This is a genomic window from Corynebacterium sp. MSK039 (assembly GCF_030232315.1).
In the GTDB taxonomy this organism is placed as follows: domain Bacteria; phylum Actinomycetota; class Actinomycetes; order Mycobacteriales; family Mycobacteriaceae; genus Corynebacterium.
The window spans coordinates 105033-129959 of the sequence record NZ_JASPJL010000003.1 but is presented as its reverse complement, the minus strand read 5'-3'; the positions used below and the strand labels follow the sequence as shown (position 1 = coordinate 129959).

Below are 24927 nucleotides of genomic sequence, written 5' to 3'. Positions count from 1 at the left end.
CTTCTACTCGCCTCCCTTCTCTTCCTCGATGCCCGGAATCTGCTCCCTGTTGTATTCCTCGCGTTCCTTCTTCAACGCAGCGGATTCCTCTGGCGTGCGGTAGCGGGCGGGCAGCTCTCGCGCGGGCCCCAGGTACTGCTCGAGCCAGTGCTTATACATCCGGTTCAGCTCCCCGGTGTCCCGCAGCCGCTCGAGCGTGCGGTTGACTTGCCGGGTGAGCCCCTCGCTCTGCCAGCTCACGTGCTCGTCGTCCTCGTCGAGGGACTCCGCGCCGGGCCCCACGACCTTGCCGGGTGGTGCCATGGCCACGCCGTAGTAGCCTTCGCCCAGGGATGCTCCGATGAGATGGGTGTCCGGGTCCTGGGCGGCGAGCCCGGAGAGGATCGCGTCGTCGGAGTAGATGGCGTCCACCTGCCCCTGCTGCATGGCCATGAGGCAGTCGGTCCACGTGCGGGTCTGCAGGATGCGCTTGGGGTGGAGGTGGTGGGCCACCATGCCGGGCGGGAAGTCCTGGGAGGCGCAGACGGTCTTGTTTTTGAGGTCGGCGACAGATTCGATGCCGGAGCCCTTCTGCGTTAGTAGGCGCTCCTCGATGTGGAGGTAGGGGATGGAGAACTCCAGCGCCTTCTGGCGTTCCCGCGTGGTGGTCATGGTGCGCAGCACGAGGTCCACGTCGCCGGTGCGGAGGGCGTCCTCGCGGTGGCGGGATTCCACGTAGCGGAATTCCACCTTGTCGGGGTCGCCGAAGATATCGCGGGCGATCTCGCGGGCGAGATCGACCTCGAAGCCGATCAGGTCGGAGCTCTCCGGGTCCCGGTATCCCAGCCGGTAGAGGGACTGCGCCACGCCCACGATGAGGCGGCCGCGCTTGGAGATATTCGGCACGTTCTCCTTCACACTGGCTGCGGTGGGGGCCAGGGAGCCGAGGGGTTCCGCGTATTCGGTGTGGACGGGCTCGAGGTCTGCGGTGTCGTAGATGCGCGCCTGCGCGGGCAGGTCGGCGTCGGGCTCGCGGGCCACGATCGGCCAGGACGGGCTGGTCGGAGTGGTGGCACAGCCGGTGAGCAGGGTCGTGGTGCCGAGGAGTGCGGCGGTGCTCCGGCGCAGGCGGGAGCGGCCTGCGCGGGTGCCACGGCGGTTGGCGTTGATCATCACAGGTACTCCCTCACCCGCGGCCTGGTGCCCACCAGCGTGGTGATCGCGGCGACGGCGGTCATGATGGCGACGATCGTCGCGGTCCGCTGTGCGGCCGACTGCCCTGCGGTGAGCACGTCGCGCAGCTGCTCGCGGGACTCGCTGATCAGCTCCTGCAGCTCCTCGTCGAAGAGCGTGTAGCTGGTGCGTAGGTCGAGTTGGACGTCCTTGGGGGAGCGGTTGGAGTTCGCGACGACGGCCTGCTGGTCGTCGTCGGATGGGGAGCCCAGGGCGGCGGCGGAGGCGGCCTTGAAGTTGCCGTGCTGCAGTTCGTAGACCATGACGGCGTGGGCGGCGTCCCATTTCTGGAGGTGCTCGAGGGCCAGGACGATGCGGTGTGGGGAGACTACGGAGTCGCGGATGGACTCGAGCTCGTTGTCGATCCGGGCGATGGTCCTGGAGAATTCCTCCTGGTTGTCGTCGCCGTAGCTGCGCTGCACCAGGCCCAGCGCTTCGCCGGTGCGGGCCTGCTGGGCGGCGATGCGCTGCTGGGTGAGTGTTTCGAGCGGGCCCATGGAGGACTGGATCCAGTTGGTTCCGGCCTTCCAGGTCCAGCCCGCGCTGATGGACGCCACGAGCAGGGCGATGACCATGAGCATCGTGGCGATCAGGTAGCCGATGTTGAATACGCGGTTGGTGTTGGCCGAGAGCCACAGCTGCGCGATGATCAGCAGCACGACCGCGGCGATGAGCCCGGAGAGCGGGAACCACATCGGCGAGATCACGTGGCGTTGCTGCTCGCTGACCTGCTTGGAGGTGATGGTGTAGAGCTCTTCGGCGGCGGGCAGCATCGTCTGTTGCATCAGGTGGGAGGCCTGCGTCAGGTAGGACGCTCCGACCGGGTTGCGGAAGCGGTCATTCGCGCTCGCTTCGGAGACGAGCTCGACATAGCGGGGCAGGTTCGTCTGCAGCTGGAGGACGAGCTCCATCTCGCGGGAACCGACATCGTCGATGCCGGCGGAGGCCTTGATGATCTCCTGGCTGGCGTTGGCAATGTGCCGCTCGTAGCTCTGCGACTGGGTGGAACTCTGCTCCTTGGTCTCGAGGAACTCCGTGGTGGCGGCGGAGTCCGCGACGGAGAGGGAGTTGAAAAGCTCCTGGGCCGCGTTGGACAGCGGTTCGGTGCGGCTGACCAGGGTGTTGAGGTCGTCCTGCCGCCAGGTGGAGCTCAGCGCCATCGCGCCACCGGCGGCGAGGATCGCGGCGACGAGCAGGAAGGAGATGATCGTCAGGATCCCGGGCGTGGTGGAGATGAAGTTGAGGAAGCGCTTGGGCAGCGCCATGGCTGGGGCAATGAGGCCGCGGACCGTGCGACCGCCGGTGGGCGAGTCGTCACGATCCATCCACCGATCGGCATCGGCATAGAGCGGCGCAGACATGGCCTGATTATAGCGCAGGGCACATTTCACTTTTGCCACTCCCGTCACAAACGGTGCGTGGGGTTCTGTGGGCAAGTGAAGCCGCACTGTGCGGGGATTGTGCAGGGGGGGATAGCGGGGGATTCAGGGGTATGCAGCGGAAAGGCAAGGGTACTGGTCTGTTGGAATGTCTGCTTTCTATGGCAAACTGGTGCGCATGATCAAAGTGAACTCGCTGTCCAAGGCATACGGTGGCACCACCGTTGTCGACAACTTGGATTTTGAGGTCAAACCCGGGATCGTCACCGGGTTCCTCGGTCCCAACGGCGCCGGAAAGTCCACGACGATGCGAATGATCGTCGGGCTGGACACGCCGACCAGCGGGTCCGCCCTGATCGACGGTAAGCGTTACGCGGACTTCGACCGCCCCTTGACCAAGGTCGGCACCCTCTTGGACGCGAAGTGGGTTCACCCCAACCGCTCCGCCGTCAACCACTTGCGCTGGATCGCCGCGGCGAATGGTTTTTCCCGCAAGCGGGTGGACGAGGTGCTGGACATCGTTGGCCTGTCCAACGTCGCCGGCCGCAAGGCAGGCAAGTTCTCCCTCGGTATGGGGCAGCGCCTGGGGCTCGCCGCAGCACTCCTGGGTGACCCGGAGGTCCTGATCCTGGACGAGCCGGTCAACGGCCTCGACCCGGAGGGCATTCGTTGGGTGCGTGACTTCGTCCGCCAGCTCGCTCGCGAGGGACGCACGGTGCTGATCAGTTCCCACCTGCTCTCCGAGATGGCGCAGACCGCCGACCACCTGGTCGTGATCGGTAAGGGCAAGCTGGTAGCGGATCAGTCCGTCCACGACTTCATCAAGAGCTCCTCCCAGACCACCACGATCGTGCGTTCCGAGCACCTGGCCGAGATGGAAAACGCGCTGCGTGAGGAGGCCGTGAACTTCGAGAAGAGTAAGGACGCCGAGGGGCGCGACATTCTCGTCGTCCCGGATCACGACACCGACTGGGTGGGCGGCCTGGCCTACACCTACGGGCTGCGCCTGAACGAGCTGAGCCAGAAGTCCGCCTCCCTGGAGGAGGCTTTCATGCAGCAGACCGGGCATTCCGTCGAGTACCAGGCCAAGGCCGGGCTGGGCGCCCCGGGGATTCCGGCCACCCCATCCACCGCCGAGCTGGGTGTTCCGGTCGACGGTGCAGACAACCGCATCGAGAAGGGGGAGTAAAGAACCCATGAACCTGATTAAGTCTGAATGGCTCAAGCTCTCCACGACCAAGGCGGTGTGGTGGACCTCCGGGCTGATCCTCTTCTTTTCTATTGCCTTCGCTGCGCTGAACGGTGTCGGCGCAGGCCTGATCTACCAAACGGCGACCGAGGGCGATGGCCCGGCTGATGTCGCCGGGGTCGTCGACGCGAAGAACGCCCTGGACGCAACGGGTGCGCTGGGCGGCATGCTCGTCTTCGGCATGATGATCATCATCATCCAGGCTGTGCTCAACGTGACCAACGAGTACGCCAATGGCACCGCGAAAAACACGCTGCTCGCCACGCCGAAGCGCCTCCCGGTGCCTTTTGCGAAGGTCCTGGTCTATGGCGTGCTCGCCATGGTGTTGACCTTCGTCAGTGCGGTGCTGTCCGTGTGGACCAGCAAGTTCGCCGCCTCCCGCATCATCACCGATAACGACACGATCCTGGAGTCCGCCGGCTTCGGGGCAGACGACCTGTGGACCGCGATCGGTCGCCTGGTGCTGTACGCACTGCTCTCCGTCGTGATTTCCACGGGCGTGGGCTACCTGCTCCGCTCGACGGCGGCCAGCATCGCGGCCCTGCTGCTGTGGAAGCTTGTTGTCGAAGGTGCCGTCGTGCCACTGGTCCCGAAGATTCGCGACTGGCTGCCGCCGTACATGCCCTTCAACAACATCGACATGGCGACGATGATGATGGACACCCCGGACGCCCCGTGGGGCCAGGTCGGGTCCATCCTCTACTTCGCGGCCTTCTGTGTGATCTTCTTCATCGCCGGCCTGGTCGCCCTGAAAAAGCGCGACGCTTAAAGTCCCCGCTAGTTCTTGGTACGCCCAGCGCCGCGGTGCCCGTGAGCACCGCGGCGCTGGGTTGGAGTAAAAAATAAAAAATGGATTCGAAGAAGCAGCAGCTCGGTGTGCTGACGTTGGCGGGCTTCGCGCTGCTCTCCGCGGGCGGGCCGCTGGGGACGGACATGTACCTGCCCGCCCTACCGCTGATCGGTCGGGACCTGGGGGCGAGCCCCGCCGTGGTGCAGCTCTCCATTACCGCCTACATGGTGGGCATGGCTCTGGGGCAGCTGCTGATTGGGCCACTCTCGGACGGCCGGGGCCGCCGTGGCCTGTTGTGCTTCGGGATGGTGCTGGGGCTGATTGCCTCCGTCGTGTGCGCGACCGCCCCCACGGCGGCGGTGTTGATTGCCGCTCGCTTTTTCCAAGGCGTTGCCGGCGGCACGGGCGTGGTGCTTACTCGCGCGATGATCGCCGATAAGCTGCGCGGCTCGGCCGCCGCCCAGGCGCTGTCGGTGATGATGCTCATCATCGGCGTGGCCCCGATCCTTGCTCCGCTGCTGGGCGGGGTCATCAACGAGGCCGCGGGCTGGCGGGCGATCTTCTTCACCCTGGCGCTGATCGCCCTGGCCCAGATCCTCGTGGCCTGGCGCCAGCCGGAAACGCTGCCGGTGGAGCGGCGCCATGGTGGTGGGCCGGTGCGGATGTACCGGAACATGCTGGGGCTATTCCGCCGCCCGGCGTTCGTGGGCTATGCGATGGCTTTCGCGTTTGGCTTCGGCACGATGTTCGCCTTCATCTCCGGTTCCTCCTACGTCTACCAGGAGGTCTTCGGGCTGAGCTCGGTGGGCTTCTCCGCGATGTTCGCACTCAATGCGGTCGCGTTGCTGAGCGCGAACTCTTTGAATATCCGTCTGGTGGGGCGCGTCGGGGCGCGGCGCCTGCAGCGCGTGGCGGTGTGCTTGATCGCCGTCGGGGCGGTGGCGGTGCTGCTGTGCGCCCTCGTCCTTCCCAGGGACGTCGACGCCGCGATGTACGCCCTGGCGGCTGCGGTTTTCGTCGCCACCTTCGGGGTGGGGCTGAACATGTCTAACTCCACCGCGCTGGCCCAGGGCTTGGCGGCGGATCGCGCGGGCGCTGGCTCGGCAGTCCTGGGCGCGGGGCAGTTCGTGGTGGCCGGGGTGATGAGCCCGCTGGTGGGCCTGGGCTCCGACCGGATGCTGGCCCTGGGGCTGTGCATGGTGGCCTCGGTGGCGGTGGCCATCGCGGGCACGCTACTGGCCGCGAAGTTCGCCCCGAACGCGGAGTAGCGGCACAGCTTTAGCGTCGCGGCCGTCATTGCTCGCCGGTTGCCACTCCTGTAGCCCCGAGTTGCCCGCCGGCTGCCCCTGGGAGTGGCCCCTCCCGTAGCCCCCGGGGCGGTGCGGCTAGATCACGCGTTCGCGCTGGAGGTTATCGATGATCGCCTCCGCGGCATCCGAGAGCCCACGCAGGGCGGGCACACCGTCGCGCAGCTTGCGGACATCGGAGCGCTCCATCCGGGAGGTGGCCTGGGCGATGAACATCGCCCACTCGTCGGTGATGGTGTTCATGATGTCCACCCCCTTGTCGGTGAGGTAGAGGTCCTGGGCACGGCGGTCGTAGTCATTGGCCTGCCGGTCCACGAGGCCGTCGTTAATGAGGCGGCGGACGGTGGCGGAGACGTTCGAGGCGCGGAGGAAGCGCAGCCGGGCGATCTCGGAGACACCGCAACCCGGGTGCTGGGAGATGAACTGCAGCACCTCGATCTCGGACTGGGAGATCTTCATGTCCGCGCTGGGGCGACTCATCAGGCGGCGCGTGGCGGAGAGGAAGTCGAAGACACTGGACGCGATTTCGGCGACGTCGACGTCCGGGAGGACTTCCTTCGCCTTGTGCCCGCTGACGTTGGGCTTGGGGCGCTGGGGGGAGGTCGCTGTGCTGCTCATTACTGTTCCTCGCTCTTTGTCCTTGGATAGCTACATGCGTCAGGGGCAATTCGGTGGGCCGAAACTTTTCTTTATGTAGCTAGCCAGTGTAGGCGCGGGTGAGGCTTCTCCGTGGCATTTTGCGGGAGAAAAGTAATTGCCCTGGGCTGGGCTACTGCAGCGCGCTGGTCAGGCGGAAGACATTATCGAGGTACTGCTTGTACCACGGGCGGTTCTTCCACTCCTGCGGGTCGAGGCGGAGGGAGGCTTCGCGGTAGGCGTCGATGATCTCCTGGAGGCTGTCCATGACCGCGCCCTCGAAGGTCATGAGGGTGATCTCGTAGTTCAGCCCGAAGGAGCGCATGTCCATGTTGGAGCTGCCCATGACGGCCACCTCGCCGTCGGCGATGGCGCACTTGGTGTGCAGCACGGCGGGAGCGGGGTACTGGTAGATCTCCACGCCGGATTCCATGAGTTCCTCGTAGTAGGAGGCCTGCGCGTGCCCGACCATCATCTGGTCGGATTCCTCGGAGACATACAGCGATACCTTCACCCCGCGGTAGGCCGCGGTGGTGACGGCCTCAAGGAGGGACTCGTCGGGGATGAAGTAGGGGCTGACGATCTGCAGGCTTTCCTTGGCGTGGTGCGCCATGGAGACGAACAGTCGCAGGTTCGGCTCGGTGGTGAAGCCAGGCCCGGAGGGGACGAGCTGCATGAGCTCGGCGCCGGTGTCCTTCTTGGCGGTGGCGAGCTGCTCCGCGTGGACGGAGGGGTCGATGAGGTCCAGCGTTTCCCCGGATTCGGAATACCAATCCACGGCGAACACGGAGTTGATGATCGACACGATCGGCCCGGTGAACTCGCCCATGATGTCCACCCACTGCCGGCCCAGCTTGAGGTTGCCGGAGTTGAGGTAGCTGGCGTCGATCATGTTCTGGGAGCCCATGAAGGCGCGCTCCCCGTCGATGATGACGAGCTTGCGGTGATTGCGCAGGTCGGGCCGGCGGAACTTCCAGCGCCAGGGCTTCAGCGGCAGCATGGCGTACCACTCGATGCCCAGCCGGTCGAGCTTGCGGCCAAGCAGGTGGGATTCTGGGTACTTCATGGAGCCCACGTGGTCGTACATGAGGCGCACTTCCACGCCCCGGTCGGCGGCCCGGGCCAGTGCCTGGAAGAAGGGGTCGGTGGTTTCGTCCCAGGCCATGATGTAGATCTCGACGTTGACGTAGTGCTGGGCCTCGTCAATGGCGTTAGCGATCTCGCGGATGGATTCCGCGTAGTCGGAGTACAGCTTCCGCAGGGTTCCGCCCACCGCGGGCATCGCGGTGAGTTCGCGGTTGAGCTGCACCATGGAGAGCTGCTCTTCGGTGACGTCCAGGCCTTCGGGGACGTCCGGCTCTCCACTGGACATGTCGCGGATCAGCGCGTTGGCCTGCACCTGGATCTTGTGGCGGCGCCGGTTGACCACCGGCGAGCCGATCATGAAGAACAGCAGGATGCCGATGAAGGGGATGAGGAAGATCGCCAGCAGCCATGCCATGGCCGAGGAGGGGCGGCGCTTCTGCGGCACCCACCCCAGGGCCACGAACTTCAGGACGTAGTCCAGCCCGACGATGAGGAAGTGGTACCACTCCAGTTGGTCCACTACTCCCACCGCCATGTCGACGGGCTCTAGCCACCACATCTGCTTGTTCCTCTTGGCTGTTTAGACGCTGTAGTCGATGATGACGGGGGCGTGGTCGGAGGCTCCCTTGCCCTTGCGCTCGTCTCGGTCCACGCGCCCGGCCTCGGGCTTGAGCCCGCGGGCGTACTGCAGGTCGATGCGGATGCCCTCGTTCTTCTGGAAGCGCATGGCCTGGTAGTCCCAGTAGGTGTACTGGTCGGCGATGAGCTCCGTGGCCTGGGTCAGGCCGGCGTCCTCCAGCGCGGTGAGCCGCTTGCGCTCATTCGGGGTGACGTGGGTTTTGCCCTCGAACCAGCTGCGGTCCCACACGTCTTCGTCGCGGGGCGCGATGTTGAAGTCGCCGGTCAGCACCAACTTCTCCTCGGTGCTGTCCTCCCCGGTGGTTTTCGTGTGAGCTGCCAACGCGTCCAGCCAGGCCAGCTTGTAGCTGTAGTGCGGGTCGCGGATTTCCCGGCCGTTGGGCACGTACAGGCTCCACACCCGAACGCCGTTGCAGACCGCACCGATGGCGCGGGCTTCCTGCTCTTGCGGCGCGTTGAGGTCTTTATCGAAACCGGGCTGGCCGAAGTCGGTCTGCACATCCTCCAGGCCCACCCGGGAGAGGATGGCGACCCCGTTGAAGGAGTGCAGGCCGTGGTGGGCTTGCTCGTAGCCGGTGTCGCTGAAGTCCGGGAACTGCTTATCCGTGCACTTGGTTTCCTGCAGGCACAGCACGTCCACGTCGGAGCGTTCCAGGAAGGCTCGGACCCGGTCTTCGCGGGTGCGGACGGAGTTGATGTTCCACGTGGCGATACGCATAGATGATAGCCTACTGAAGCCTGCGGACACGCCCTGCACGGCGGGGCAGTCTGTTCGCTCTGCGGCGGCTGCCCGCCCAGCGCGCCCGGTTTTAGTCCAGCTGCAGGCTGCGGTGCCGGTGGTGCTCGGAGAAACCCAGCTCGTGGTACAGCCCCCGGCCCGCGGTATTGGTCTCGATGACCTCCAGGTAGGCCTCTGCGGCGCCGTGCCCCGCGCCCCAGTGCAGCAGCACTCGCCCCAGGTAGGTGGCCAGGCCGTGGCGTCGGAACTCTGGCAGGACTTCCACCGCGGAGTAGCCCAGGAAGGAGCGCCCGGCCTCGGTGGTGGTGATCGTCGCGCGGGTGATCGCGGCCAGGGTCCCACCGATGCGGACCTGCGCGAAGCCCAGTGTCCCGTCGATGCGCGTGCGCAGCAGCTCCAGGGCATGTTCGGGCAGCGGTTGGCCGCGGAAGTGATAGCGGGAGAGCCACTCCTCGGTGGGCTGGTCCAGCACCTCGATCTCCAGGGTCTGGCCCGCGAAGTTGGGGTGCACCAGACCCGCGTCACCGCTGAGCGCCGGAGCCTCATCGAGATCTTCCAACTCCCGGGTCATCACGAGGATCTCCGGCCCGCGCGTGCCCTCCAGGTTCTCCGCGGTCCGCCCGATCCGGTCCGGCACCATGAGCGCGGCGGGCAGCTCGTGCTGGGCATAGAAAGCCTTGATCCCCTCCACCGGCACCGGCTGCAGTGCGGCATTGGGTCCCAGCGGCACGGCGGTGTTGGAGCGCTCGGTGATCCCGTCCCCCGCGCGGCACAGCCAGCCCTCCACCCAGGCGTTCTCGATGCCGGGGAAGGCCTGCGCGATGGCCTCCTCGACCGCGCGGATGTCGCTGTTGCGCACCGGCTTGGTGCTCAAGGTTTTCAGGACGACGACGCTGCCCGCCGCGATCTCCACCGGTTCCTGTGCTGTTGCGTTGGGCTCCCGCTTCCTCGGCGCGGGGCGCACGACCAGCGGATCCACACTGAGCAGCGTGCCGATCACGTCGCTGACCTCCGGCCGACCGGACTCCGCGAGCCGGCCAGTAACCCGGCGCACCACGACCCTCACCCCCGGGCGCACGGAGACGGGATCAGTCCGGCGGGAGAGCGGGAAGCCCAGGCCGGGGACGCGGCGGGCACCGGCGGCCGCGGCGACGAGATCGGTATCCACCTCATGCGGCGCGGTGGCCTTGCCTGCTGTAGTACCCGTCCCTGGTTGCTGTGCGGAGTGATCCTTCATAGGGCGGCTAGCTAATCCTGCGTTTCGGCCGAACCGACGTCGTCGTGCCCGAAGGGATCCTTATCGACCCCCGGCAGCCAGGTCCGGTTGCCCTCGACGTTCCAACCCTCGGCCTTGAAGGTCTTCTTCGCGGCGCGCTTGTTCCGGCCGATGAGGGTGTCGGTGTAGAGGAAGCCATCCAGGTGGCCGACCTCGTGCTGCAGGCAGCGGGCGAAGAAGCCGTAGCCCTCGACGGACACCGGCTCACCGTTCTCGTCGATGCCGGTCACGCGCGCCCAGTCGGCCCGCCCGGTGGGGAAGGAGTAGCCGGGGACGGAGAGGCAGCCCTCCTCGTCCTCGTACTCATCGGGCATGGTTTCCGGGATCTCGCTGGTTTCCAGCACCGGGTTGATGACGGTGCCGCGGCGCATCGGGCCACCCTGGGCGGCGATTTCTTCCTCGGTGCGCTGCTCGCCGTTTGGCCCGTCGATGTCCGGGCAGTGGTAGACGAAGAGCCGCTTAGCGACCCCCACCTGGTTGCCTGCCAGGCCAACGCCGTGGGCGCGGTCCATGGTTTCGTGCATGTCCGCGATGAACTTCTTGAATTCCTCGGTGGGCACACCGTTGGCGTCGAGATCTGGTTCCCCAACCTTGTTGGTGGGGTTGTGCAGGACGGGATCGCCAGCGATGACGATGGGCAGAACAGTCATGGCGACCATTTTAGGGTGCGTGGCGTTGAAGGACCGAAGTGCACTAGCTTTATGGGCATGCCAGCTTCCGTGAACCCCGAAAACTCTGCTCTGAGTGAGCGGGAGCGCGCCATGCTGGAGTTCGAGCGGCAGTGGTGGCGGCACCCGGGGGCGAAGGGGGAGGCGATCCAGGATCGCTTCGGGGTGAAGCCGGTGCGCTATTTCCAGCAGTTGAATCGGCTGATCGAGAAGCCGGAGGCCCTGGACTTCGATCCGGTGCTGGTGCGCACCCTGCTGCGCCGCCGGGAGGAGTGAGCGCTGGGGTGGTGCGGCCCGTGGCTGCGGGACTGACGTACCGGCTCGGTGAAGCGGGGGAGTGAGTGCCCCGGAATAGCGTGGGATTCTCGGCGCGCCGCTGCCGTGGCGGGTGTGACTGTAGTTAAGATTTGTGTCGTGACTGATTCGAATCGACCACGCCATTCCCTCGACGACAACTTCGACGACGACCGCCCCCTCAACCTGGAGCCACAGCACGGCGCCCATGAGGACCCGGTCGACGCCGAGTTCGAGGACGCGGAATACTCCGACTACGACGCCGACGGCTACGACGACGGCTACGACGGTAGCTATGACGATGGCTACGACGATGGCTACGGCGAGCATGAGGACTATGCCGCTGGCTACGCGGGCTACCACGACGGTGACTACGGCGAGCATGGCGACTACGCCGAGTACGACGACGAGTACGCAGAGTACGAGGATGAGTACGGCGACGGCGAGTACGAGGACTACGACGACGAGTCCGCCGCCGCGGCCCAGCGCCACCACGAGGCGGGCCGCCGCCGCATCGGCGGGGCCGCGGTCGCTGGCGCAGCTGGTGCCGGGGCAGCCGGTGCTGCTGGCGCTGGCTCTGCTGGCGCAACGGCCGTTGGCGCTGGCACCGGTGAGGCCGGTGCCGCCGCCGGCGAGCCCGGCGGCCAGGTTGGTGCGGAAGCCCGCTCCGGCCAGGGTCTGCCGCTGCGCGGCCTGGCCATGGTTCTCATCGCCGTCGCCATCGCCCTGATCGCCTGGGGCGCGGTCAGCTTCGTCAACGGCGGTGACTCCGAGGACGGCAACGTCCAGGCCGGCCAGGAGGGCGAGGACACCAGCAACCTGAGCCCTGCCGAGCGGGCGCGCCTGGCCAAGGAGAAGGAAAACGCCGAGCGTCAGGCTGCCCGCGACAAGGCTGCCGACGACGCAAAGGCTGAAGCCGAAAAGAAGGCGGAGGCCGAGAAGAAGGATAACGAGAACGCCCAGAACCAGGGGGCGCTGAGCGACAAGGACCGCGAGGCCACCCACGTCACCGTCCTGAATAACTCCCCGATCGAAGGCCTGGCCGGGCGCACCGCCGACGGCCTGCGCGGCGAGAAGTGGGATGCGAAGTCGATCGGTAACCTGCCGGATTCCGCGTACGTCTTCCGCGAGTCCGTCGTGCTGTACCCGGCCGGCGACGCGAAGGCGAAGGCCGCCGCTGAGCAGATCGCCAAGGAGCACGGCCTCGAGACCCGCGAGCGCAACCGTGAGATCGACGATTCTCTCCGCGACGTCCAGCTGCTGGACGGCCCGGCACCGGGCGCGGTGATTGTTGTCACGGTGAATGACATGCCTCGCTAGGCGATCTGCAAGGATAGGGGGATAGAACGCGCCGGGGTTCCGCGCCCCGGCGTCAAGTGATAGCCGCGCCAAGCAGCACTGCCGAATATGGCCGCCGTGCTGTGTCGAGCGAAGGGATGATTGGGCCGATGGACTTTCCCGGATCTGAACCCACCGTTGGACTCGAGTGGGAGGTCGCCCTCATCGACCCGGAGACCCTGGACCTGGTGCCCCGGGCTGGTGAGCTGCTCGCCGTCATGGACGAGGTCTACCCGGGCCACCGCGTGACCCGCGAGTTCATGGCCAACACCGTGGAGATGGTCACCACCGTTCACGAGGATATCCCCGCCGCTGTGGAGGACCTGCGCGAGCAGCTGCTGCAGCTACTGGACTGCGCCGATCGCATCGGCGTGCTGTTGTTCTCCGCGGGCACGCACCCGTTCACCAACTGGGGTGACCAGGAGATGAGCGACAAGGAAAGCTATCGGGAGATCATCGAGCGCACCCAGTACTGGGGCCGGCAGATGATCATCTGGGGCATCCACGTGCACGTGGGCGTGGGATCGAAGGAGAAGGTCTGGCCGATTATCAACGCGGTGATGACTCACTACCCGCACGTGCTGGCGATGTCGGCTTCCTCCCCGGCATGGGAGGGGCTGGACACCGGCTATGCCTCGAACCGCACCTTGCTCTATCAGCAGCTGCCGACGGCGGGTATTCCTTATCAATTCGCCTCCTGGGATGAGTGGGAGGAGTTCAACCGCGATCAGGATCGTTCCGGCGTGATTAACCACACCGGTTCTATGCATTTCGACGTCCGCCCGTCCAAGTACGGCACCATCGAGGTTCGCTTTGCGGATTCCACGATGGCGATCTGGGAGGTCGCGGCTATCAGCGCGTACCTGCACTGCCTGGTCGTGTACTTCGAGCGGATGTACGACGCGGGCGAGGCGCTGCCGAGCCTGCAGCAGTGGCACGTGGCGGAGAATAAGTGGCGCGCCGCGCGCTATGGGCTGGATGCGTTGATCATCACTGACCGGGAGACCACTGAGCGGATGGTCACCGACGAGCTGCGCCGGTGGGTCGCGGAACTCTCCCCGCTGGCTGAGGAGCTGGGCTGCAAGGCTGAGCTGCTGGACGTGCTGCGCCTGATCGAGACGGGTGGGGATTATGCCCGCCAGCGCGCGGCGGCCCGCGCCGCCGGTGCTGCATTGGAGCCGGGGGTGCGTACCCGGGGGGATGCGGGTGCCGAGGAGGGCTTCACCCAGCCACGAGCGTGGCGCGCGGCGGTGGAGCTGACGGCCCGCACGCTGCGGGAGACCGCCCGCGACTAGTTCGCAGCTGCCATGAGCTGCCGCCGGGGCGCCGGGGGCTTGCTCCGCCCTGGATGCTCGCTCATGCCATGCACCCGGCTCCGCGCCCCGGACACGGCTCCGCGCCCGGCATCGCACAACCCCGCTCCCCGGACGCTCCCTCTGCCCCACGTGCCCATTCTCCACGCGCCTACACACCCACGCGCGCCCATTCGTCACACGCCCTCACGCGCACATGCCCACGCTGCGCATCCGGCACGCGCAGCACAGCGCCCGTGGCTGCCATCGAAAGTGGCAACCGCGGGCGCTTTAAGCACTGGTGAGGCGCTGGGTTTTTTGGAGTTGTGAGGCCGTCGCGTGGCCTTATTGTTTTCGCCGCTTCCTAGCGGCGGTGCAGCAGCGCTGCGGCGGAGCACAGCGCGTTAGCGATCGAGGTATCGCGATCCGCGCCGAAGCCCACAGCCCAGGTCCGCTTCCCGTTGTGGGTGGCGAAGATGAAGGTGGCGGTGGCCTCGAAGATCTCGTACTGGTGGAACTTCAGGATCTCCACGGCCAGGTCGTGATCAGCCAGGATCTCGGACATCGCGGAGGACGCGCCCATCGCGGTGATGGACACCCGGGTGCCCTGCTGATCGGCGCGCAGGCCGCGGATGCTGATCTCGTACTGGCGCTTGCCCGCGGACTTCCGCTGGGAGCGCAGCTGCTCCACCTGGATGTCGTTGGGGGAGTAGGAGCTCCGGAAGGTCTTCCAGTCCATACCGCGGGCCTCGCCACGCATCGCCTTGGGCAGTCGCTGCCCGAAGCGGGAGCGGAATGGGTCCTCGGCGAAGGTGCGGGTGCGCTGGCGGCGCTTCTGGATGCGCGTCTGGGTTTGCGCGTTGAAGGTGATGGAGTTGGAGCGCAGCGCCGGGGTGGTGGTGTAGCTCTTGTGCTCTCGGCGGCTGGTCTCCGGCTTCGCGAAGCGAATCAGTGTGGTGCTCATGGTCACTCTTCCTCGTTGTGGTCGGTCCTGGTGGCGCTTGGCGGTTGTGCTTGTGCGCCGGTTGTTCGGTTCATGGACCGACTCTTAAGCGTGTGCGCTTGTTACCCCGGTGATGGAGGGGTCAGTCCGCGCCTCCACCCGGGTTGGGTACTCGCTTAAGAAGAATTGTGATCATGGGCATGAATATATCCCTTTCTTTTCACCCCCGCGAGTTGTTCAACAGCTTTTAGGCCCAAATGGGGGTGCATCAGGTGGGATAGGCCATCCCATAACGTGAGACGCGGCCCGGGGTGCGTTTCCACGGACCGCGTTTGCTGTTCCCCGTCCTTCCTTTAATTTAGGACGTCACCAGCATCACGCCTGACGCTCAGCCCTGCGGGATATGCAGCTTCTCCCAGGCCTTCCATCGTGGGGAGGGCTCCAGGAGCTCATTTTCCTCGCCACTTTCGAAGCGCTTGCCGTCGAAGACCTGGATGTGGCGGGCTGGGTCGGCCTCTTCCGCAGCACCCGGCGCAGTTGTGCTCGGTGCGGTGGCCCCCGCGGCGCCCGCATCACCCCGGTAGCGCTCGAAGCCCGGGTCGAGGTCGTGGAGGAACTTCCGCCAGCGGCCCAGCATGGCCTCGCTGGTGCGGTTCATCTGCTTCGCCCCGCCGAGCGCGAGGGCGAGCTTGCCGCGGCTGGTGTCCACCCGGCGGAACAGTAGCGGCAGGTCGAGGGCGTGGGTGGCCCCCATCCCGCTGAGCTCCAGGGAGGGGGTGGTCATGTCCAGCCGGTAGAACCACACCTTGCCGGTGGGGTGCTGCTCGGCCAGTAGGTAGGCCGGGGCCACGAAGATCGCGTGCCCGGTGAACTCGCCCACTGCGGAGCGACGCTGGAAGCCCTTGTAGTGCTGGAGCAGTTCCTCCACATCCGTGCTGACGTGCTCGGCGAGCGCGACGGTGCGTGACCACTGGTGCTTGGTGCGCAGCGGCTCCCAGCGCATGAGCCGGTACTCGTCGCGGTTATAGCCCACGAGCAGGGGCAGGTCGCGCTGCGCGTCCTTGGCCAGCGGGTGCTTGGGCAGCAGGTCGCCGTCCACGATGGGCGCGAAGGGCCCGGATACCCCTGGTGCGTAGCGGAGGTTGTGGGCAACGAGGGCCTCGGTGATCTCGCCCAGTTCGGTGGCGGTGGCATCGAAGAGGTCATCGATGCTGAGCCCGCCGGTTGCTGGGGAGGGTTCGGCGCTAGCAACCGTGGACGTGGCCTTTGCCTTGTCCGCGCCCTTGCCCTTGTGTTTGGTCTTAGCCTCGTCCTTTTCGACGAGCCCGCGGATCCGGGCGAGCTCCGCCACGGCCTGCTCGCGCCAGTACTTCGCATTCTCCGGCGTGTGCACCATCGCTCCCGCGGGGGACTGGGCGATCGCGCCGGCGATCACGCCCTCCAGGGCAGGGCTGGTCATCAGCGCGGTGACCATCGCCCCGCCCGAGGACTCGCCGAAGATCGTGATGCGCTCCGGGTCGCCACCGAAGGCGCGCGCGTTGGCCTGGATCCACTTCAGGGCCTCGATGATGTCGGAGAGCCCGGCGTTGGTGTCGATGCGCTCGTCGTCGAAGCCCTCTCCGAAGAAGAGCTGGCCGAACATGCCGAGCCGGTAGTTCACGCCCACGTAGATGGAGTCCGTGGCCTGGGCGAAGTGCTCGCCGGAGCGCTGCGGATCGGCCGCGGAGCCGTGGACGTTGCTGCCGCCGTGGAGGTGGACCGCGATGGGTCGGCGCGCAGTGGCGTCGATCGCGTGCTCCTTATTAATAGGGGCTGTTGCGTTGCCCGCGCCCGTGGCAGCTTCCGCGCCCGTAGCGATGTTTACATCCGTGGCGCTGTCCGCATTCGTCGTGTTGTTGCCCCGCACCGTGCCGCGCGGCACGACGACGCTCAGCCACAGGCAGTCCTCGGAGCCGATCCAGCCGGTGGCCTTGTTGCGGAATTGGTAGCAGTACTCGCCGTCCGCCCGGGCTTCGAAGGTTCCCTCCCAGGGGTCGATGGGCTCGGCGCGGCGGAAGCGGCGGGGCCCAATGGGCGGCTGGGCATAGGGGATGCCACGGAATGCGGCAGTACCGGTTTCCGCGTGCCCCTTGACCCGGCCGGTGGTGGTCTGGACGGTCCAGAAGTCACCGGGCGCGGGGCGCTGGCTCACGCCCGCCTGTCCGGTACTTTCCTTCTTTTCAGGGCCACCCATCTTTCCTGCACCGACCGTGTTCGCGGGTTCCCTCTTCGCCCCGCCTGCTACCGATTCCGCCATCGCGCTAGTTCACCTCAGCGGCTGTGCGTGCCAGGAAGAGCAGCTGCGCGGCACCGACGGAGTGGATCTCGGTCGGGTCCACGGACTCGTCGGCGGAGTGGATGCGGGCCTGCGGCTCGGCCAGGCCGTAGAGCGCCAGCTCCGCGCCCGGGTGGGCGGAGAGCAGCTTATTGGTCAGCGGGATGGAGCCGCCGGAAGCGACCTCCGCGATGTCCATGTGCTCCTTGCCGGCAGCCGCAGCGTAGGAATCGCCCAGCGCGCCAGCCAGGCGCTGCAGGGCCGGGCCGGTCAGGTCCGCGCTGAAGGGCTCGGCCAGGGACTCGCGCTCGATGCTCATCTTCGCGTTCGGGGCGTGCTTCTCCAGGTGGGCGACCAGCAGATCCTGGCACTCCTTCGGCTCCATTCCCGGCGGCACGCGCAGGCTCACCACGGCCGCGGACTCGGCCGGTACGGCGTTGACCGCGTCCTTGACTGGCAGCGCGTCGATTGCGGTGACGGTGATCGCCGGGCGGGCGACGGTCAGGTCATTGGGCTTCAGGCCCTGGTCTGCGCCGTAGACGTCCACGCCATCCAGCACGCCGGCGTCGCGGCGGAAGGTGGCCTCGTCCGGGCCAACGCCCTCCCAGGTGGTGCTCGGCGCCAGGCCCTCGACGGCGACCAGGCCCTTCTCGTCGTGCAGGGTGCTGAGCAGCTTGATTAGCTCCACGGTCGCATCCGGGGCGGCACCACCGAACTGGCCGGAGTGTAGCGGCTGCTCGAGGGTCTGCAGGCGGACGGTGACCGCCGCGGAGCCGCGCAGGGCGGTGCACAGGCTCGGCACGCCCACGGAATCATTGCCGGAATCCGCGATGAGGAAGACGTCCGCGGCGAAGAGCTCTGGGCGCTCGGCCAGCAGGTTCTCCAGGCCATAACCGCCGCGCTCCTCGGAGCCCTCCACGACGACCCGGATTCCGACCTTCTTCAGAACCGGGTACTGCTCAGCGAGCTCGTTGAGGGCGCGCAGGGTGCCCAGGTGCATGCTCACGGAGCCCTTGCAGTCCGCGGTGCCGCGGCCGTACCAGCGGCCGTCGCGCTCGGTCAGCGTCCACGGGTCGGAGGTCCAGGCATCGGCGTTGCCGGCGGGCTGGACGTCGAAGTGGCTGTACAGCAGGACGGTGGGGTAGCCGTCCTCCGGCTCCCGAAGGCCGATGACGGACTTTGATCCGTCGGAGGTGGGGTAGGCCTCGACGGGAACCCCGACCTCCCGGAACTGGCGCACGACCCAGTCGGCGGCGCCGTCGTTGTGCTCGTCGAGCTCAGGCACGGAGTGGATGGACTGGAAAGCGATGAGTTCGGTCAGCGCGTCCTTGATAAAGGGCAGTTGTGCCTCGAGGGCCGCGCGGGCCTCGTTCGGGGTAGGAATTGCGTTATTTGTCATGGGATCCAGGGTAACGCTTTTCCCAAAGTTGCGAACCTTGCACTCAAGGGGTGTGAGTGCTAAAAACGGTGTTAGCACTTGCACTGGTTGAGTGCCAGATAAAAGAACGATCGAGTTCAGTGAGGACGGGTGGAGCGGCACTTACCCGTCCGTGCCGTCGCGGGCGCTGGATTCGACCCGCATGTGTCGCACCAACTCTAACGGAGGATCTGAAGCCTAATGGCGAAGATGATTGCATTCGACGAAGAGGCCCGCCGCGGTCTTGAGACCGGCCTGAACACCCTGGCTGACGCCGTCAAGGTCACCCTGGGTCCGAAGGGCCGCAACGTTGTCCTCGAGCGCAAGTGGGGCGCACCGACGATTACCAACGACGGTGTGACCATCGCTCGCGAGATCGAGCTGGAGGATCCGTACGAGAAGATCGGTGCCGAGCTGGTCAAGGAGGTCGCGAAGAAGACCGACGACGTCGCCGGTGACGGCACGACCACCGCTACCGTTCTGGCTCAGTCCCTGGTCCGTGAGGGCCTGCGCAACGTGGCTGCCGGCTCCAACCCGATGGGCATCAAGCGCGGCATCCAGGCTGGTGTCGCGAAGGTGACCGAGCACCTGCTGGCCAACGCCAAGGAGATCGAGACCCAGGAGCAGATCGCCTCCACCGCTGGCATCTCCGCTGCGGACGAGGAGATCGGCAAGCTGATCGCCGAGGCTATGTACAAGGTCGGCGATGGTGAGCTGAACAAGGACGGCGTGATCACCGTCGAGGAGTCCAACGCTTTCGGCGTGAACCTCTCCGTCACCGAGGGCATGCGCTTCGATAAGGGCTACATCTCCGGCTACTTCGCCACCGACATCGAGCGTGGCGAGGCTGTCCTGGAGGATCCGTACATCCTGCTGGTGAGCTCCAAGATCTCCAACGTCAAGGATCTGCTGCCGCTGCTGGAGAAGGTCATGCAGTCCGGCAAGCCGCTGCTGATCGTGGCTGAGGACATCGAGGGCGAGGCGCTGTCCACCCTCGTTGTGAATAAGATCCGCGGCACCTTCAAGTCTGTTGCTGTTAAGGCTCCGGGCTTCGGCGACCGCCGCAAGGCTCAGCTGCAGGACATCGCGATCCTGACTGGCGGCCAGGTTATTGCCGAGGAGGTCGGCCTGAACCTGGAGACCGCCGACCTGCCGCTGCTGGGTACCGCCCGCAAGGTCGTTGTCACCAAGGACGACACCACCATCGTCGATGGCGCTGGTTCCAAGGAGCAGCTGGAGGGTCGCATCAAGCAGATCCGCCAGGAGATCGAGAACGCCGACTCCGACTACGACCGCGAGAAGCTGCAGGAGCGCCTGGCGAAGCTTTCCGGCGGCGTGGCCGTCCTGCAGGTCGGTGCCGCCACCGAGGTGGAGCTGAAGGAGCGCAAGCACCGCATCGAGGATGCCGTGCGTAACGCGAAGGCGGCTGCCGAGGAGGGCATTGTCCCGGGCGGTGGCGCTGCACTGGTGCAGGCTGCTCACGTCCTGGAGGACAGCCTGGGCCTGGAGGGCGACGAGGCAACCGGCGTGCAGATCGTGCGCGCGGCCCTGGCTGGTCCGCTGAAGCAGATCGCCCGCAACGCTGGCCTCGAGCCGGGCGTTGTGGAGGACAAGGTCAACAACCTGCCTGCCGGCGAGGGTCTGAACGCCGCCACCGGCGAGTACGTGGACCTGCTGGCCGCTGGCATCTCCGACCCGGTGAAGGTGACCCGCTCTGCGCTGCAGAACGCTGCCTCCATCGCTGGTCTGTTCCTGACCACCGAGGCTGTGGTTGCGGATAAGCCGGAGCCGGACGCTCCAGCGATGCCGGACGCAGACGCCATGGGTGGCATGGGCGGCTTCTAAGCCCCGTCACTGAGCCCCGCTGCCTAAGCCCTAGGGCTCGCGTTCTGGGTTCCTCGCACCCCGCTGGGGTGTGGGGGGTATCGAAGGCTCCCGCTGGAAATCATCAGGATTCCCAGCGGGAGTTTTTTGCGCTTTTCAGACGGAGGATAGGGGAGGGGTGGGGAGGGATATCCCCTTGCGGGTTTTAGTCGCTCTATGCGGTGTTCCGGGGCGTGTTGTTGTGGCCGGTGGGCGCGCTGTGCTCGTGTGTATGCCTGAGCAGGCGCTGCCGCTTAGGAGATTCTCAGGAAGGCTGAAAAGCCGCCCTAGGTTCTAGTTGGAAATGTTTTTCAACTGCCTTGTCTGGGCACTTCCTGAGAGGGTGCCCTTAGGTTAATTGCAGGTTAACCAGCGGAGATGTTCGATCGGGGCGGGTGGTGAAAGGTTATAAATGTGATCCTTCTCACATGTTGGCAGGAAAACGTTATCCTCTCTTGACATAAGTGTTTCCTGTGCCATAATCGGTAGCCGTAACGCGCTCAGCGTTGATCCACTGTAGGTCCCGTGAAAGTGGCGGGGCTGTCATATTTTTCGAGGAGTTCTTATGAACGTCGACATGATCACCACCTTCCTGAACGACTTCTCCACCTTCTGGAAGAACATCTGGGAGTTCCTGAAGCCGATCTTCAACATCGTCCAGGGCAAGGACAACTTCGGCCCGGTCGGCAAGGAGAACGACCTGAAGAACCTGAACGAGCTGGCTAAGGCTTTCGGTAAGAACCCAACGGTCGGCGAGGGCTACACCCCGGCTGACAAGCCAGCAGGTTCCTCCGAGAACAAGTAGTCTCCCCGGAAACCGCGCTGGTTTCCGCTTGCCGCTAGGGCACTAGTGGCGTACCCCGCCCCGCCCGGCGGGGCCCTCTAAAAACAGTTTCCCCACTCGCCTGCGGGCGAGCGGACCTACACTCTAGGAGTTTCCATAATGGGTAACGCAACCTTCTTCTTCGAGACCATGTCCAACGTCGCTGACTGGATCGGCGCACTGTCCAAGCTGATCGGCCTGCTGCCGAACTTCCTCCAGGCACTGGGCTTCTAATTTAAGCCTCGCCTAGAGCGACCGAACCCCGCCACCATCACGGTGGCGGGGTTTTGCTTTGCCAAAATGCGCCCGCGCACTCCGCCGCGCACTGAATGGCTTCCGCCAAGCGGTGCGGGCCACGGTTCCTCATGCACTTTAAGGGGAGGTGTAGTCCACCCCCGGGGTCGTTAAGCAGTAGAATGGAAGGCGTAGAAGTCTCACTCACTAGGCCGAAAAACAGGTGCACAGCATGAGCAATACCAACGAAGAAGACATGCACTTCGTCGACCTCGCGTCCACCGAGGGGTACATGGTGGATGACTCCGATGAAGACGACCCGGTACTGATCACCCCAGACGGCGAGCGCGTCGACACCTGGCGCGAGGACTACCCCTACGAAGAGCGCATGAGCCGCGATGAGTACGAGCACATCAAGCGCGCTCTCCAGATCGAGCTGCTGAAGTGGCAGAACTGGACCAAGGACACCGGCCAGAAGCACATCATCCTCTTCGAAGGCCGCGACGCCGCCGGTAAGGGTGGCTCCATCAAGCGCTTCAACGAGCACCTCAACCCGCGCGGCGCCCGCACCGTCGCCCTGGAGAAGCCGACCGAGCGCGAATCCACCAGCTGGTACTTCCAGCGCTACATCCAGCACTTCCCGGCCGGGGGCGAGATCGTGTTCTTCGACCGCTCCTGGTACAACCGCTCGGGCGTCGAGCGCGTCATGGGATTCTGCACCCACGCGCAGCACGCCGAGTTCATGCGCGAAGTCCCGATGCTCGAGAACATGATCATGGGCTCCGGTATCTCCCTGACCAAGCTGTGGTTCTCCGTGACCCAGAAGGAGCAGCGCACCCGCTTCGCGATCCGCCAGGTGGACCCGGTCCGCCAGTGGAAGCTCTCCCCAATGGACCTGGCCTCCCTGGATCGCTGGGATGATTACACCCGCGCGAAGGAGGAGACCTTCCGCTACACGGATACGAATGAGTCCCCGTGGATCACCATTAAGTCGAACGACAAGAAGCGTGCTCGCATCAACGCGATGCGCTACGTGCTCAGCAAGTTCGAGTACACCGGTAAGGACCACGAGGTCGTGGGTCAGCCGGACCCGCTGCTGGTCAAGCGCGGCCGCGACCAGATCGGCGACTAAAACCCTCTAGCTGCCCGCGGAGCCCGCGGGGCAGCGGGGATTCTGCGGCGCGTTCGTCACGCGCTCACGGCGAAGGGAGGGCTACCCGACCAGGGTACCCCTCCCTTCTCGTTTCCTACGGCGCCAACTCCGCGACGATCGCCGCAGCTGGCCCCGGCCGCGTGAGTTCATATTTCTCCCCGGCCCACAGGTTCAGATACTCGCGATTGCCGGTCTTATCCGCCGCGCTGCGCAGGCCGGAGGTCAGGTAGTGCAGCTCTGGGTACACTTTCCACTATAGTGGAGTTACATTCTCGACCTCCTGCCAACAGCGATGGCGGGAAGATTGGCGGTACTAAATTGCGCACTTCCATTCTCTCCACTGTGGTGGCAACTCTCCTGACTGTTTGTGCTTCCCCAGCTGCGTTTGCAGCTGAAGATAGTCCTAAAGCGGAGGAAAATCCTTACTCTATTTTAGAGCTATCCCAAGGAGAATCTGTTTCAGTTCCTCATGGATATGACATCGGTTTTGTAGAAGAAAAGCCATCTTTAGCTCAGATGGCTCGTTCTGCCAATACCGCTCCATCCTGCGTCCAGGCGAGGGTGGAAAAACTTGCTGTCCAGGTTTATAACAACTGCGAGTCCGATATGAGAGTCAAAGTTATTATGACCGCCAACACGTCTCCTATTTTGGGGGCTAAAGACAGCGCCTGCAATACGATTGCTCCAGGTACCAGGTCAAATGTTAGATGGATCATCCGCGGAAACGAGAAGGTAGATAGGGTAGAACTTTGCTAAGAAATATTTCTAAAACCTCCAAGTGGATTATTTCCATTCCGGTTGCTTTTTCACTACTGTTCGTTAGCCCAGCTCCAGCTTTTTCGGCTGTGAAAAAAAATGAACTGGGCATGTATACAGTGAAGTGTCAAGTTGTAAAGAATGAACCGGGAAACCCAATAGTAGGGTTGGTTTACGGCAATCATCCGAAAGATCCTACAAAGGCGGAGAAAGATGCGGATTTGTACACGAACAAATTCGGAAAAAATGTGCATAAAAGGCACTGCTACCCTCAGCCTAGATATACAAATTCTGGAGCTTTCACTGTAGACGGTGATCCGATTTAATATGTCTGGCGAAACGCTGCTTTTTACAACTTACTTCCTCGCTCGAGAGTCTGACCTTGAACAATTCCATAAACAGTATTTAAAAAGAGTGGATAAGGCGCGAGCGATCACACAGATACTCTATGTAACTGACGAAATTACACATGGGGGAGACGAAGTAATTCGCGAAGTCATGATGCAAGATTTCCGTAGGGATATGCGAGACTTTGGCACTTACCCATTTGATGAATCTGAATGGGGTTTGTATAGCCTTTCATGTGTGGCTAAAGACGTTGACGAACCCGCCATGGAAGGGGCTGGTGTCTCTCGACTATGGCGTGATTTGGCATTAGGTGAAGAGACAGTGCCTAGGGAATTTACCAGTCATGTAAAAGCCGTTAATGTGTCGAGCGATGGCAGAAGGTTCCCTCTGGGATCTATTTGTGCTTGATTGTGATCCAGAAATTCAACGGAATATCCATATGATAAATGCCGTCACCTCTTGATTAAGGTGTCAGCGTGTAGTCTGGACGATTAGGCTAATCACTGGTGCACATATCCGGTGGCTCCATCAAGCGCTTCAACGAGCACCTCAACCCCCGTGGTGCGCGCACCGTCGCCCTGGAGAAGCCGACCGAGCGCGAGTCCACCAGCTGGTACTTCCAGCGCTATATCCAGCACTTCCCAGCCGGCGGCGAGATCGTGTTCTTCGACCGCTCCTGGTACAACCGTTCCGGCGTCGAGCGCGTCATGGGATTCTGTACCCACGCGCAGCACGCCGAGTTCATGCGCGAAGTCCCGATGCTCGAGAACATGATCATGGGCTCCGGCATCTCCCTGACCAAGTTGTGGTTCTCCGTGACTCAGAAGGAGCAGCGCACCCGCTTCGCGATCCGCCAGGTCGACCCGGTCCGCCAGTGGAAGCTTTCCCCAATGGACCTGGCATCTCTGGACCGTTGGGATGACTACACCCGGGCGAAGGAGGAAACCTTCCGCTACACGGACACCAACGAGTCCCCGTGGATCACCATTAAGTCCAACGATAAGAAGCGCGCCCGCATCAATGCGATGCGTTACGTGCTCAGCAAGTTCGAGTACACCGGAAAGGACCACGAGGTCGTGGGCCAGCCGGATCCGCTGCTGGTCAAGCGTGGCCGCGACCAGATCGGCGACTAAAATCCTCTAGCTGCCCGCGGAGCCCGCGGGGCAGCAGT

Annotated in this window: 22 protein-coding genes and 1 pseudogene; 12 read left to right on the top strand and 11 right to left on the bottom strand. The window is 64.6% G+C overall.

The genetic code is table 11. From position 1 onward, the window contains the following. Window positions 1–3: 3 nt before the first annotated feature. Both QP997_RS03925 and QP997_RS03920 read right to left on the bottom strand, forming a co-directional pair. A complete protein-coding gene (locus QP997_RS03925) occupies window positions 4–1152 on the bottom strand; it encodes a transporter substrate-binding domain-containing protein (protein WP_284846274.1) in 1149 nt (382 codons plus the stop codon). Beyond that, on the bottom strand, window positions 1152–2573 hold the full coding sequence (locus tag QP997_RS03920; RefSeq protein ID WP_284846273.1) for a GlnX family signal transduction membrane protein: 1422 nt from the start codon (window positions 2571–2573) through the stop codon (window positions 1152–1154). The genes QP997_RS03925 and QP997_RS03920 overlap by 1 nt, the downstream gene beginning before the upstream one ends. Window positions 2574–2769: 196 nt before the next feature. Between QP997_RS03920 and QP997_RS03915 the strand changes: the two genes are divergently transcribed. From QP997_RS03915 to QP997_RS03905, 3 genes are all read left to right on the top strand, one after another. Next, entirely contained in the window at window positions 2770–3780 is a 1011-nt protein-coding gene (locus QP997_RS03915) for an ABC transporter ATP-binding protein (protein WP_070759498.1), read from the top strand. Window positions 3781–3787: 7 nt separating this feature from the next. Beyond that, the gene (locus tag QP997_RS03910; protein WP_284846272.1) at window positions 3788–4609 is read left to right on the top strand and encodes a DUF2705 family protein; all 822 of its coding nucleotides are present in this window, start codon (window positions 3788–3790) and stop codon (window positions 4607–4609) included. An 80-nt stretch (window positions 4610–4689) separates the two neighbouring features. Continuing rightward, window positions 4690–5898: a multidrug effflux MFS transporter gene (locus QP997_RS03905; protein ID WP_284846271.1), complete on the top strand. Its 1209-nt coding sequence runs from the start codon at window positions 4690–4692 to the stop codon at window positions 5896–5898. A 117-nt stretch (window positions 5899–6015) separates the two neighbouring features. On the opposite strand, the gene QP997_RS03900 is transcribed toward QP997_RS03905, so the two are convergent. The 5 genes from QP997_RS03900 to QP997_RS03880 form a co-directional block, all read right to left on the bottom strand. Continuing rightward, window positions 6016–6555 carry a MarR family winged helix-turn-helix transcriptional regulator gene (locus tag QP997_RS03900; RefSeq protein WP_284846270.1) on the bottom strand — a complete coding sequence of 180 codons (540 nt, stop codon included), beginning with the start codon at window positions 6553–6555 and terminating at the stop codon, window positions 6016–6018. 151 nt (window positions 6556–6706) lie between these two features. Next, window positions 6707–8218 carry a cardiolipin synthase gene (gene cls / locus QP997_RS03895; protein ID WP_284846269.1) on the bottom strand — a complete coding sequence of 504 codons (1512 nt, stop codon included), beginning with the start codon at window positions 8216–8218 and terminating at the stop codon, window positions 6707–6709. A gap of 21 nt (window positions 8219–8239) precedes the next feature. Further along, entirely contained in the window at window positions 8240–9016 is a 777-nt protein-coding gene (locus QP997_RS03890) for an exodeoxyribonuclease III (protein ID WP_284846268.1), read from the bottom strand. A gap of 91 nt (window positions 9017–9107) precedes the next feature. Next, entirely contained in the window at window positions 9108–10274 is a 1167-nt protein-coding gene (locus QP997_RS03885) for an N-acetylglutamate synthase, CG3035 family (RefSeq protein ID WP_284846267.1), read from the bottom strand. 11 nt (window positions 10275–10285) lie between these two features. Continuing rightward, window positions 10286–10963, bottom strand: a complete 678-nt coding sequence (locus QP997_RS03880) for a peptide deformylase (RefSeq protein ID WP_284846266.1) — start codon at window positions 10961–10963, stop codon at window positions 10286–10288. 57 nt (window positions 10964–11020) lie between these two features. Between QP997_RS03880 and QP997_RS03875 the strand changes: the two genes are divergently transcribed. The 3 genes from QP997_RS03875 to QP997_RS03865 all read left to right on the top strand — a co-directional run bounded on the left by QP997_RS03875 (window position 11021) and on the right by QP997_RS03865 (window position 13908). Continuing rightward, complete coding sequence (locus QP997_RS03875; RefSeq protein WP_041628622.1) at window positions 11021–11257, top strand: DUF3263 domain-containing protein; 237 nt, start codon at window positions 11021–11023, stop codon at window positions 11255–11257. A 138-nt stretch (window positions 11258–11395) separates the two neighbouring features. Continuing rightward, a complete protein-coding gene (locus tag QP997_RS03870; RefSeq protein WP_284846265.1) occupies window positions 11396–12595 on the top strand; it encodes a LytR C-terminal domain-containing protein in 1200 nt (399 codons plus the stop codon). A gap of 128 nt (window positions 12596–12723) precedes the next feature. Then, complete coding sequence (locus tag QP997_RS03865; RefSeq protein WP_284846264.1) at window positions 12724–13908, top strand: glutamate--cysteine ligase; 1185 nt, start codon at window positions 12724–12726, stop codon at window positions 13906–13908. 361 nt (window positions 13909–14269) lie between these two features. Here the strand turns inward: QP997_RS03865 and QP997_RS03860 are convergent, their stop codons facing one another. The 3 genes from QP997_RS03860 to QP997_RS03850 all read right to left on the bottom strand — a co-directional run bounded on the left by QP997_RS03860 (window position 14270) and on the right by QP997_RS03850 (window position 18561). Further along, the gene (locus QP997_RS03860; protein ID WP_284846263.1) at window positions 14270–14869 is read right to left on the bottom strand and encodes a 2-isopropylmalate synthase; all 600 of its coding nucleotides are present in this window, start codon (window positions 14867–14869) and stop codon (window positions 14270–14272) included. A gap of 367 nt (window positions 14870–15236) precedes the next feature. Further along, window positions 15237–17144, bottom strand: coding sequence for a carboxylesterase family protein (locus tag QP997_RS03855; protein ID WP_284846262.1), 1908 nt, complete (start codon window positions 17142–17144; stop codon window positions 15237–15239). 4 nt (window positions 17145–17148) lie between these two features. Then, on the bottom strand, window positions 17149–18561 hold the full coding sequence (locus tag QP997_RS03850; protein WP_284846261.1) for a dipeptidase: 1413 nt from the start codon (window positions 18559–18561) through the stop codon (window positions 17149–17151). Window positions 18562–18780: 219 nt separating this feature from the next. Between QP997_RS03850 and groL the strand changes: the two genes are divergently transcribed. The 3 genes from groL to ppk2 all read left to right on the top strand — a co-directional run bounded on the left by groL (window position 18781) and on the right by ppk2 (window position 22631). Further along, on the top strand, window positions 18781–20424 hold the full coding sequence (groL, locus tag QP997_RS03845; protein WP_284846260.1) for a chaperonin GroEL: 1644 nt from the start codon (window positions 18781–18783) through the stop codon (window positions 20422–20424). 583 nt (window positions 20425–21007) lie between these two features. Then, the gene (locus QP997_RS03840) at window positions 21008–21247 is read left to right on the top strand and encodes a hypothetical protein (protein WP_284846259.1); all 240 of its coding nucleotides are present in this window, start codon (window positions 21008–21010) and stop codon (window positions 21245–21247) included. Between the two features lie 484 nt (window positions 21248–21731). Next, window positions 21732–22631 (top strand): polyphosphate kinase 2, encoded by a 900-nt coding sequence (gene ppk2 / locus QP997_RS03835; protein ID WP_148792652.1) that lies wholly within the window; start codon window positions 21732–21734, stop codon window positions 22629–22631. A 115-nt stretch (window positions 22632–22746) separates the two neighbouring features. On the opposite strand, the gene QP997_RS03830 is transcribed toward ppk2, so the two are convergent. Further along, window positions 22747–22899, bottom strand: a complete 153-nt coding sequence (locus QP997_RS03830) for a hypothetical protein (RefSeq protein ID WP_284846258.1) — start codon at window positions 22897–22899, stop codon at window positions 22747–22749. Between the two features lie 11 nt (window positions 22900–22910). Between QP997_RS03830 and QP997_RS03825 the strand changes: the two genes are divergently transcribed. The 3 genes and pseudogenes from QP997_RS03825 to QP997_RS03815 form a co-directional block, all read left to right on the top strand. Continuing rightward, on the top strand, window positions 22911–23408 hold the full coding sequence (locus QP997_RS03825; protein ID WP_284846257.1) for an alpha-amylase inhibitor: 498 nt from the start codon (window positions 22911–22913) through the stop codon (window positions 23406–23408). A gap of 312 nt (window positions 23409–23720) precedes the next feature. Further along, a complete protein-coding gene (locus QP997_RS03820; protein ID WP_141759507.1) occupies window positions 23721–24164 on the top strand; it encodes a hypothetical protein in 444 nt (147 codons plus the stop codon). 110 nt (window positions 24165–24274) lie between these two features. Next, window positions 24275–24889 (top strand): annotated as a pseudogene (locus QP997_RS03815) (polyphosphate kinase 2 family protein); the annotation flags it as partial. Window positions 24890–24927: the final 38 nt, after the last annotated feature.

What these genes read in the sequence shown, in the direction of transcription:
- QP997_RS03860 (WP_284846263.1), bottom strand. Translation starts at nt 14,869, where the DNA reads ATGAGCACCACACTGATTCGCTTCGCGAAGCCGGAGACCAGCCGCCGA.
- QP997_RS03900 (WP_284846270.1), bottom strand. Translation starts at nt 6,555, where the DNA reads ATGAGCAGCACAGCGACCTCCCCCCAGCGCCCCAAGCCCAACGTCAGC.
- cls (WP_284846269.1), bottom strand. Translation starts at nt 8,218, where the DNA reads ATGTGGTGGCTAGAGCCCGTCGACATGGCGGTGGGAGTAGTGGACCAA.
- groL (WP_284846260.1), top strand. Translation starts at nt 18,781, where the DNA reads ATGGCGAAGATGATTGCATTCGACGAAGAGGCCCGCCGCGGTCTTGAG.
- QP997_RS03920 (WP_284846273.1), bottom strand. Translation starts at nt 2,573, where the DNA reads ATGTCTGCGCCGCTCTATGCCGATGCCGATCGGTGGATGGATCGTGAC.
- ppk2 (WP_148792652.1), top strand. Translation starts at nt 21,732, where the DNA reads ATGAGCAATACCAACGAAGAAGACATGCACTTCGTCGACCTCGCGTCC.
- QP997_RS03890 (WP_284846268.1), bottom strand. Translation starts at nt 9,016, where the DNA reads ATGCGTATCGCCACGTGGAACATCAACTCCGTCCGCACCCGCGAAGAC.
- QP997_RS03880 (WP_284846266.1), bottom strand. Translation starts at nt 10,963, where the DNA reads ATGACTGTTCTGCCCATCGTCATCGCTGGCGATCCCGTCCTGCACAAC.
- QP997_RS03875 (WP_041628622.1), top strand. Translation starts at nt 11,021, where the DNA reads ATGCCAGCTTCCGTGAACCCCGAAAACTCTGCTCTGAGTGAGCGGGAG.
- QP997_RS03850 (WP_284846261.1), bottom strand. Translation starts at nt 18,561, where the DNA reads ATGACAAATAACGCAATTCCTACCCCGAACGAGGCCCGCGCGGCCCTC.
- QP997_RS03925 (WP_284846274.1), bottom strand. Translation starts at nt 1,152, where the DNA reads ATGATCAACGCCAACCGCCGTGGCACCCGCGCAGGCCGCTCCCGCCTG.
- QP997_RS03905 (WP_284846271.1), top strand. Translation starts at nt 4,690, where the DNA reads ATGGATTCGAAGAAGCAGCAGCTCGGTGTGCTGACGTTGGCGGGCTTC.
- QP997_RS03915 (WP_070759498.1), top strand. Translation starts at nt 2,770, where the DNA reads ATGATCAAAGTGAACTCGCTGTCCAAGGCATACGGTGGCACCACCGTT.
- QP997_RS03885 (WP_284846267.1), bottom strand. Translation starts at nt 10,274, where the DNA reads ATGAAGGATCACTCCGCACAGCAACCAGGGACGGGTACTACAGCAGGC.
- QP997_RS03840 (WP_284846259.1), top strand. Translation starts at nt 21,008, where the DNA reads ATGAACGTCGACATGATCACCACCTTCCTGAACGACTTCTCCACCTTC.
- QP997_RS03910 (WP_284846272.1), top strand. Translation starts at nt 3,788, where the DNA reads ATGAACCTGATTAAGTCTGAATGGCTCAAGCTCTCCACGACCAAGGCG.
- QP997_RS03865 (WP_284846264.1), top strand. Translation starts at nt 12,724, where the DNA reads ATGGACTTTCCCGGATCTGAACCCACCGTTGGACTCGAGTGGGAGGTC.
- QP997_RS03855 (WP_284846262.1), bottom strand. Translation starts at nt 17,144, where the DNA reads ATGGCGGAATCGGTAGCAGGCGGGGCGAAGAGGGAACCCGCGAACACG.